Source organism: Rhizobium tibeticum, assembly GCF_900110205.1.
GTDB classification, from domain to species: domain Bacteria; phylum Pseudomonadota; class Alphaproteobacteria; order Rhizobiales; family Rhizobiaceae; genus Rhizobium; species Rhizobium tibeticum.
Window position 1 is genome coordinate 1 of the sequence record NZ_FOCV01000093.1, and the last position, 7,659, is coordinate 7,659.

Annotated in this window: 8 protein-coding genes and 1 pseudogene; 7 read left to right on the forward strand and 2 right to left on the reverse strand. The window is 57.9% G+C overall.

The window, feature by feature from the left end; all coding sequences use genetic code 11:
- Window positions 1–34 precede the first annotated feature (34 nt).
- The 3 genes from BSG20_RS34335 (at window position 35) to BSG20_RS38220 (ending at window position 1,578) form a co-directional block, all read left to right on the forward strand.
- Window positions 35–787: a carbonic anhydrase gene (locus BSG20_RS34335; RefSeq protein ID WP_093041894.1), complete on the forward strand. Its 753-nt coding sequence runs from the start codon at window positions 35–37 to the stop codon at window positions 785–787.
- Between the two features lie 318 nt (window positions 788–1,105).
- Window positions 1,106–1,363, forward strand: coding sequence for a hypothetical protein (locus BSG20_RS38215; RefSeq protein WP_072382277.1), 258 nt, complete (start codon window positions 1,106–1,108; stop codon window positions 1,361–1,363).
- A complete protein-coding gene (locus BSG20_RS38220; RefSeq protein WP_072382280.1) occupies window positions 1,360–1,578 on the forward strand; it encodes a hypothetical protein in 219 nt (72 codons plus the stop codon). Before BSG20_RS38215 ends, BSG20_RS38220 begins: the two co-directional genes overlap by 4 nt.
- A gap of 338 nt (window positions 1,579–1,916) precedes the next feature.
- Here BSG20_RS38220 and BSG20_RS34350 read toward each other — a convergent pair.
- Together BSG20_RS34350 and BSG20_RS38225 are read right to left on the reverse strand one after the other, a co-directional pair.
- Window positions 1,917–3,267, reverse strand: a pseudogene (locus tag BSG20_RS34350) (IS1182 family transposase).
- Window positions 3,268–4,004: 737 nt separating this feature from the next.
- Window positions 4,005–4,259 carry a hypothetical protein gene (locus BSG20_RS38225; protein WP_244541538.1) on the reverse strand — a complete coding sequence of 85 codons (255 nt, stop codon included), beginning with the start codon at window positions 4,257–4,259 and terminating at the stop codon, window positions 4,005–4,007.
- Here BSG20_RS38225 and BSG20_RS34355 point away from each other — a divergent pair.
- From BSG20_RS34355 to BSG20_RS34370, 4 genes are all read left to right on the forward strand, one after another.
- Window positions 4,147–5,496: a M16 family metallopeptidase gene (locus BSG20_RS34355; protein WP_420884149.1), complete on the forward strand. Its 1,350-nt coding sequence runs from the start codon at window positions 4,147–4,149 to the stop codon at window positions 5,494–5,496. The two genes, BSG20_RS38225 and BSG20_RS34355, sit on opposite strands and share 113 nt — an antisense overlap.
- A complete protein-coding gene (locus tag BSG20_RS34360) occupies window positions 5,493–6,839 on the forward strand; it encodes a M16 family metallopeptidase (protein WP_072382282.1) in 1,347 nt (448 codons plus the stop codon). Before BSG20_RS34355 ends, BSG20_RS34360 begins: the two co-directional genes overlap by 4 nt.
- A 102-nt stretch (window positions 6,840–6,941) precedes the next feature.
- Entirely contained in the window at window positions 6,942–7,238 is a 297-nt protein-coding gene (locus BSG20_RS34365) for a co-chaperone GroES (RefSeq protein ID WP_022719411.1), read from the forward strand.
- 63 nt (window positions 7,239–7,301) lie between these two features.
- The coding region (locus BSG20_RS34370) for a TCP-1/cpn60 chaperonin family protein (protein ID WP_280142240.1) at window positions 7,302–7,659 on the forward strand (358 nt) is incomplete at its 3' end.

The window sequence follows — 7,659 nt, forward strand, 5'->3', positions numbered from 1 at the left end:
CGCTATGCGCGCGGCTCATTAACAGGGAACGAATATGGAAAGACGTGACTTCATCAAACGTTTGGCAATGCTTGCTGCTTGCCCGCTTTGCGTCAAGACCGCTTACGCTGCGGAAGGGGTGCACTGGAGCTATGGTGGTGACGCTGGTCCAGAAGACTGGGGATCTTTGACCGAGGAGAACCGTGCATGCTCGTCCGGTTCGCAGCAATCGCCCCTCGACATCAGGGGCGCTATCAAAGCCGACATCCCGGACCTCGCGCTCGACTGGAAGACCGGCGGGACTATCCTGAATAATGGGCACACGATCCAGGTGAATGCGGCGCCCGGAGGAACGCTTCGCCGCGGTGATCAGTTCTATGAGCTGGTGCAGTTCCATTTCCATGCTCCGAGTGAACATCTGGTCGAAGGCAAGCATTTTCCGATGGAAGCGCATTTCGTCCATAAACATGCCGAAACGGGTGGTTTGGGCGTACTTGGCGTTTTCCTTGTCCCGGGAGGAACCAACGCGGCTTTCTCGACCTTGGCTGCGGCCTTCCCGCAAAACACCGGTGAAGAAACCGCCCTTCCCGACGTCGAGCCGAGCAAAATGCTGCCCGTCTCGCTCACGTATTGGGCCTATGAGGGATCGCTCACCACACCGCCTTGCAGCGAAATCGTCGATTGGATAATAGCGAAGGAACCGGTGGAGGTGGATGCGGCCGACATCAATAAGTTTACTGCGCTCTATTCAATGAACGCTCGTCCCGCCCTCACTTCAAATCGTCGTTACATCCTGAGCTCCGGCTGAAGCGAGAAGGCCTCGTGGCGTTTTCGACCATCCCAAAGGGGCCGATTGCACGATTTAGCCAGGCTCTGGCCGTGGGCCTTTGGCACAGGATCAACCATGATGGAAGCTCGGAATTGGAGAGAAGCAAGCCTCTCCGACGGCCGGTGCCATCGAAGCCAAAGCGTCATGTCCGCGGAAAAGCGGTGGCATACGGTGTGCCGCACGGCATATCATTGTCGACAAGCTCGCGCTGATCACGGACCGTCACGGTGCTCTCATTCCAAGAGTCCATCAACATCTGATGACCATGGATGATTTATAACTTCGGCGATGGCGACTATGCGGCAACAAGGTGAAAAAGCTGCTACAGAAGATAGTTGCAACGGCCGCGACAAACCGCGCACTGCCGGTGAGGATAATGACAAGCTCTACGGTGGTCCCGGCGACGATGTCCTCTACGCCGGTGACGGCCGGGATTATCTGACCGGCGTTGCCGACCACGACACTTTCGTGTTTGCCTTCGATGCGGTGAGCCCCGACACCGATGGTTTTGGCGCGAACATCATCAACAACGCTAGCCAGTCTGGCTACCCGTGAGCAGCTTCTACAGCGGTGCGGCCTCAGGTGTGAACGGCAAGCACGTCGTGGTGATCACTGATCAACCTTTCACCTCTGCCTCTGCCGTCGCGGGTGCGATCTCAGGCGAGACGGCTGGCGACATTATCGCCTACGAATATTACGACCGCATGACCAGAGTCGCGAATCTGGCCTATGTCACCTCCGATAACCACGCGCAAGTCTTCGCCACCTAAATTAGGCGGTGTGTTCAGCGTGGACAGCCTGGCTTGCCTGGGATTTACCGCGTGGGACTTCACGTTCGATTGATCCTGAGTGCCCGTACTGAACCAGCGTCCCTCTACCCAGGCGGGCGCTGTCGTCTCCGCTACTTGCCGGTGGCCGTCGCACTTGGGAGCGGGCGCAGCGGGGTTCAGCTTGATCGCCAGTGCTGGCCGTAGACCGATCCGCTTGGAAAACGGCAATCCGAGACGGTACAGGCTGTTCGGGTCTCTTGCAAGGACGTGGGCCTTCAGAGAGACCGACGCGCGCATGGCCTAAGAGCCATTCGCGGCGGTGCCCCTGAGCGATCACGCTAGGCCAGTTTCGTACCTTTTGTTAGGGCCATTGCGATCTTCTTGATGTTTTGGGCGGCGGCGGCCAGCAGGCAGTGGCATGCGACGCGGGTGAGACTTCGGAAGCGGGCATAGCGGTGCCCGTGAAGCTGCTTGGATCGGCGAACGAGCGTTCGACCGTCTCCTTGCGGCGCTTGTAGATTGCCTTGCCCCAAGGCGTCAGGCGGTGGGCATCGGTACGCTCGCGGGCATCGGCCCAGACATGGCGGGTGATGGTGCGTGTCGCCGCGGCGTTATTGGTGCAAGAGGCCAGCAACGGGCAGATGCGGCAGATGGCCGGGTTCGAGCGGTAGTGGCGATAACCGTTGCGGTCGGTGGTGGCATAGGCGAGCAGTTGGCCCTCGGGGCAGCGATAGCCGTCTGTCTGAGGCTCGTAGACGAACTTCGACTTGCGCATCATGCCGTCTTTTGGCGGGGGCGGATTGCGATAGCCGGTGACCCCGAGGATGGTGCGATCTTCAAGACCCTTGGCGATACCGGACGTCGCATAGCCGGCATCCAGGCCAACTGCGCCGACCGCGAAGCCGAACCGCTCACGCTGGCGGTCCAGCCGGTCGCGATAGACGATACTGTCGTGGACATTGGCAGCGTCACATGGGTATCGGTGATGATGGCAAGCTTACCGTCCACCGTGCGGTGATCGAGATATAAGAAGGCCTTCGGCTTGCCGTCGCGCACCATGTAGCCGCTGTCGGGATCGGTGCGCGACACCTTGGTTTCCTTCACCTGCGGCTCGCGCGACTTTTCCTTCAAGGGCTTCTGGCCGTGCAGTGCGCGCTCGGCCTCAATCGCCCGGTCGAGGTCGGCGCAGTAATCGGAGCGCGACTTTTCGATCATCGCAAGATCATATTTGCCCTTGTGGCATTCGCCTCCAAATGCGTCGAATCCGTATAGAGCACCGTGCCGTCGACCAGCTTGTGGGCGATCGCCTGCTCGACGATATGATCAAAGATGTCCTGGGCGACGCGCGTGTCGTGGAAACGACGCCACCGGTTCTGCGACAGCGTCGAGGCGTCAGACACCCATCCGTCAGCTTCATCTGCAGAAAGCAGCGATAGGCGACGTTGACCTCGATCTCGCGCGCCAGCTGACGCTCCGAGCGGATGCCGAACAGGTAACCGATGAACAGCGCCTTGAACATCAAGGTCGGACCGAGCGGCGGTCGGCTATTGTCGGCCCGGCAACACGATCATGGATGAAGGAGAAGTCGATCACCGCATCAATCTTGCGAAGCAGGTGATCCTTCGGCACCAGGCTGTCGAGCGTCACCATCTCGCGAGCCGTCTGGGAAGGGAAAGGTTTCTTCAACATCTCCCACTGAATCACAAAACCCACAGCCAGGCCAGGGTGTTTGTCAGCAGTCTGAAGCCGATTTCATCGGCCGGTCTGGCAAGAAGAATGTAAGCGGCGTTTTGACCTGCGATTGATGATAGCCTGGAAAGAGGGCTAAGACATATGACGAACGATCTCAACGCTCCCGCTTTTGAAGCCGCGAGCAGAAGGCTCAGTTTATCCCAGAAAGCTATGAGCCAAGAGTGATGGTTTCCGCGGTCGCACGACTTTATGGCCTAACGTCCCAACAGTGTTCACTTGGCGTCGACTTGCCCGTAAAACGCTTGATACGCTGCCGGAGCTCGACAAACTCTCTGCGCCGCTCTGCCTCACGCTCTCTTTTGTGCGTAAAACCTCCACTATCGAGTAAGCGCGATCAATCAATCCGTATCCATCCAATGAGGACGGATGTATGTGAGTGGCGGCGAGCGCGGAGCTTCTCATTGATATCCAGCTGATTGGACTGCGGCTCTTTTTCTCGCATGTCCGACAATGTCTGACATGCGACACAGCCGGTTCGATCGATTGTTATTGTTTCAAAAGGATTTTTTTGGCACGCATCTTGCGGCAGTCCTTCGCAGAAGTGTCACGAACTCGCGCGGAGATATCGAATGTCAGCTAAGCTTACTAGTCAGATTCCTGCGTCTGGTCATCCTCCGGAGGGATGTACCACAGGCAGCAGAACTAAGTGGCCGTCCTCGCTAAGGAATATTCGGTCAAGCTTTCGCAGGGACTGTTGCGATGGTTGTCTTCGCATGATTGTCAACTCCACGTCGCTCAAATCCGATGACTTCCTGGATGTCCGCAAAATGGCGCACGGTCAGGGCACTTACGCGTACTCGTGCATTTTTCCTGAGCATGGTCGCGTCCAGCGCTCTGATGACCTGGGAAGCGGCGGCCTTCAACGCTCCGCGAAGCGAATCAGGGATCGAAAATTTTGTGCTGAGCAACGGCATGGAGGTCGTCGTCATACCCGATCATCGGGCGCCGACAGTCACACAAATGGTCTGGTATAAGGTCGGCAATGCCGATGAGGTACCCGGCAAGTCCGGCATCGCTCATTTCTTGGAGCATCTGATGTTTAAGGGCACGAACGAGCACCCGGCCGGCGAGTTTAGCGCGAAGGTCGCTGAGCTCGGCGGCGACGAGAACGCTTTCACTTCGTCCGACTACACTGCCTATTTCCAGACGGTAACGCCGGACTCACTCTTGACGATGATGGAATTTGAAGCTGACCGCATGCGCCATCTCAAACTCTCAGACGCGGTGATCGTGCCGGAGCGCGATGTTATTCTCGAGGAGCGGCGCTCGAGGATCGAAGCAAGTCCCGAGGCGCTTCTCGACGAAGAGATGCAGGCGACGCTCTATCAGAACCATCCGTATCGTTTCCCTGTGATTGGCTGGATGCACGAAATGGAAAGGCTCAATGGCGGGGACGCCATGGCATTCTACGATCGATACTACGCCCCAAACAACGCCATACTAGTAATAGCGGGCGACGTGGACGTCGCCAGTGTGGGCAAGATGGCGATGGAGATATACGGGCGGATACCGCGCGGCCGGGAACTGGCGCCGCGAGTTCGGCCACAGGAGCCGGAGCAGAACACCAAACGAACAGTCGTGCTCACCGACCCGCGCGTGACCATACCGAGCTTTCAGAAGTCTTGGGTGGTGCCTTCCTACAGAACGGGTGAGCCAGGCGAAGGCGAATCTCTGGATCTTCTTTCGGAGATACTTGGAGGAACGCGCAGCCGCTTCTATCAGGAACTAGTGATGAAACGGGCAATTGCCTCTTCTGCCAGCGCATCTTTTGGAGGAAGATCACTCGATGCGACGAGCTTCACAGTTTATGGCTCGCCGCTGAGCGAGGCGAAAATTGATGACTTGGAAGACGCAATAGACGCTGAGATTCGGAAAATCATCGAGGCCGGCGTTACGGAGGTCGAGCTCGAGAAGGCCAAAAACCGCCTTGTGCGCTCGACGATCTTCGCACGCGACAGCCCGGTGGAAATGGCCCAGATCTTCGGGGAGGCACTAGCCACCGGCAGCACAGCTGCGGATGTACAGAAATGGCCGGAGAGGATCCGCGCGGTAACCACTGCCGAGGTGCAGGCGGTTGCCAAGAAATATCTCAATCTGGATCGATCAGTAGCGGGGTATCTGCTGCCGCGCGAAAGCCCATCCACAAAATCAGGAGATAGGAGATGACGATGGTAAATCAATTGAGAGGCGCGGCGGCCAATTATATTCAAGTCTTACTTGTACTGCTGACCTTCGCCTCGGCGATGCCGGCTCAGGCGGCCATCACCGTCCAGGAGATCAATACATCTAGCGAGGTCAAGGCTTGGCTGGTGGAGGATTATACCCACCCACTCATCGCTATCAGTTTTGCGTTCCGCGGAGGCAGCACGCAGGATCCTTCTGGCAAGGAAGGCGCCGTCAGGCTCATGAGCGCATTGTTGGACGAAGGCGCCGGCGAGCTGGACAGCGATGCCTTTCAGCAGCAGCTGGATGATGCCGGCGCCGAGGTGCATTTCGGTGTCGGGCCGGATACGGTGTACGGATCTCTGCGTGTACTTGCCGACAGTAAGGATAATGCATTTGCTCTTTTAAAGCGGGCCATCGAGCAGCCGCGCTTCGACCAAGCGGCCGTGGATCGGATTCGCGCGCAGCTTACATCCAATATCACTGCAGAAGCAAAGGATCCGTCGACCGCCGCAACGATTGCATGGAGGAAGGCGATTTATGGCGATCATCCGTATTCCCGGCGGAAAGAAGGTACTAAGCAGTCGCTTGCGGCTGTCACGGCCTCCGATCTAAAGGCGCTTCATACTCACCTTTTCGCGCGTGGCAACCTTACGATCGCCGTGGCGGGAGCGATCGACGCCGAAGCGCTCAAGCACGACCTGGATCAAATATTCGGCTCTTTGCCTTCCGACGCTCTTCTGATGGACGTCGCGGACGCGGCGCCGCAGCTAGGGCAGGAAATTCGGATTCCCTATGCCTTACCTCAGGATCGGATGCGCTTGGCTTATCCCGGGATCAACCCCAAAGACCCGCAGTTCTTCGCAGCCTATTTGATGAACCACATCCTTGGTGGAGGCTCGTTAACGTCGAGGCTCTGGAACGAGGTGCGCGAAAAGCGAGGACTTGCTTACGGCATCCGATCTAGCCTCGTTAACAATGAACACGCCTCGGCACTTATCATTGAAACCTCAACCCGCCCTAACCGCGCCGCAGAGGCGCTTTCCCTCATTCGCACGGAGGTGAGGCGGATAGCCGAGGAAGGCGTTAGCGAAGAGGAGCTCGAAGCGGCGAAGAAAAATATCATCGGCGGGTATGCTATCAACGCTCTGAACTCATCCAGCGCGATCGCCGATACTCTGGTCGCAAACCAGTTGGATGGTCTGGGCATCGACTATATCGAGCGGCGGAAACAGCTCATCCAAGTGGTAACCGTGGAAGACGTCAGGTCGGCCGCCAGCTGCCTTCTCTCTGCCGATCCTGCCGTGATGATCGTCGGACCGCCGATAGATGAACGGAAAGGATGACGGTTGCATCGAGAGTCCACCCGTTCGGCGGCAGAACATGGTGCTAACAGCTAGCCATCGGATCGCTTAGATCCGCAATGACATTTGATCGAGGGACCAGAAATGGCAAACATCAATTTCCGACCGCTGCACGACCGCATTGCCGTCCGCCGCGTCGAGTCTGACGAAAAGTCCAAGGGCGGCATCATCATTCCCGATACCGCCAAGGAAAAGCCGCAGGAAGGCGAAATCGTCGCCGTCGGCTCCGGCGCTCGTGACGAGTCCGGCAAGGTCGTCGCTCCCGACGTCAAGGCTGGCGACCGCGTCCTGTTCGGCAAGTGGTCCGGCACTGAAGTCAAGATCAACGGCGAAGACCTTCTGATCATGAAGGAAGCCGACATCATGGGCATCATCGGCTGATCGGCCGATAATCTTTTAACTAAGCCGGATCTGTCCGGAATTTCGAAACAAGGAGCCTTCAAAATGGCAGCTAAAGAACTCAAGTTTGGCCGCACCGCGCGCGAAAAGATGCTCAAGGGCGTCGACATTCTCGCTGACGCGGTGAAGGTAACGCTCGGCCCGAAGGGCCGCAACGTCATCCTCGACAAGTCCTTCGGCGCGCCGCGCATCACCAAGGACGGCGTTTCGGTCGCCAAGGAAATCGAACTGGAGGACAAGTTCGAAAACATGGGCGCCCAGATGGTCCGCGAAGTTGCTTCGAAGACTAGCGACGTTGCCGGCGACGGCACCACGACTGCAACGGTTCTCGCCCAGGCGATCGTTCGCGAAGGCGGCAAGGCCGTTGCAGCCGGCATGAACCCGATGGATCTGAAGCGCGGTA

What these genes read in the sequence shown, in the direction of transcription:
- BSG20_RS34335 (WP_093041894.1), top strand. Translation starts at nt 35, where the DNA reads ATGGAAAGACGTGACTTCATCAAACGTTTGGCAATGCTTGCTGCTTGC.
- BSG20_RS38215 (WP_072382277.1), top strand. Translation starts at nt 1,106, where the DNA reads ATGCGGCAACAAGGTGAAAAAGCTGCTACAGAAGATAGTTGCAACGGC.
- BSG20_RS34355 (WP_420884149.1), top strand. Translation starts at nt 4,147, where the DNA reads ATGGTCGCGTCCAGCGCTCTGATGACCTGGGAAGCGGCGGCCTTCAAC.
- BSG20_RS38225 (WP_244541538.1), bottom strand. Translation starts at nt 4,259, where the DNA reads ATGACGACGACCTCCATGCCGTTGCTCAGCACAAAATTTTCGATCCCT.
- BSG20_RS34360 (WP_072382282.1), top strand. Translation starts at nt 5,493, where the DNA reads ATGACGATGGTAAATCAATTGAGAGGCGCGGCGGCCAATTATATTCAA.
- BSG20_RS34365 (WP_022719411.1), top strand. Translation starts at nt 6,942, where the DNA reads ATGGCAAACATCAATTTCCGACCGCTGCACGACCGCATTGCCGTCCGC.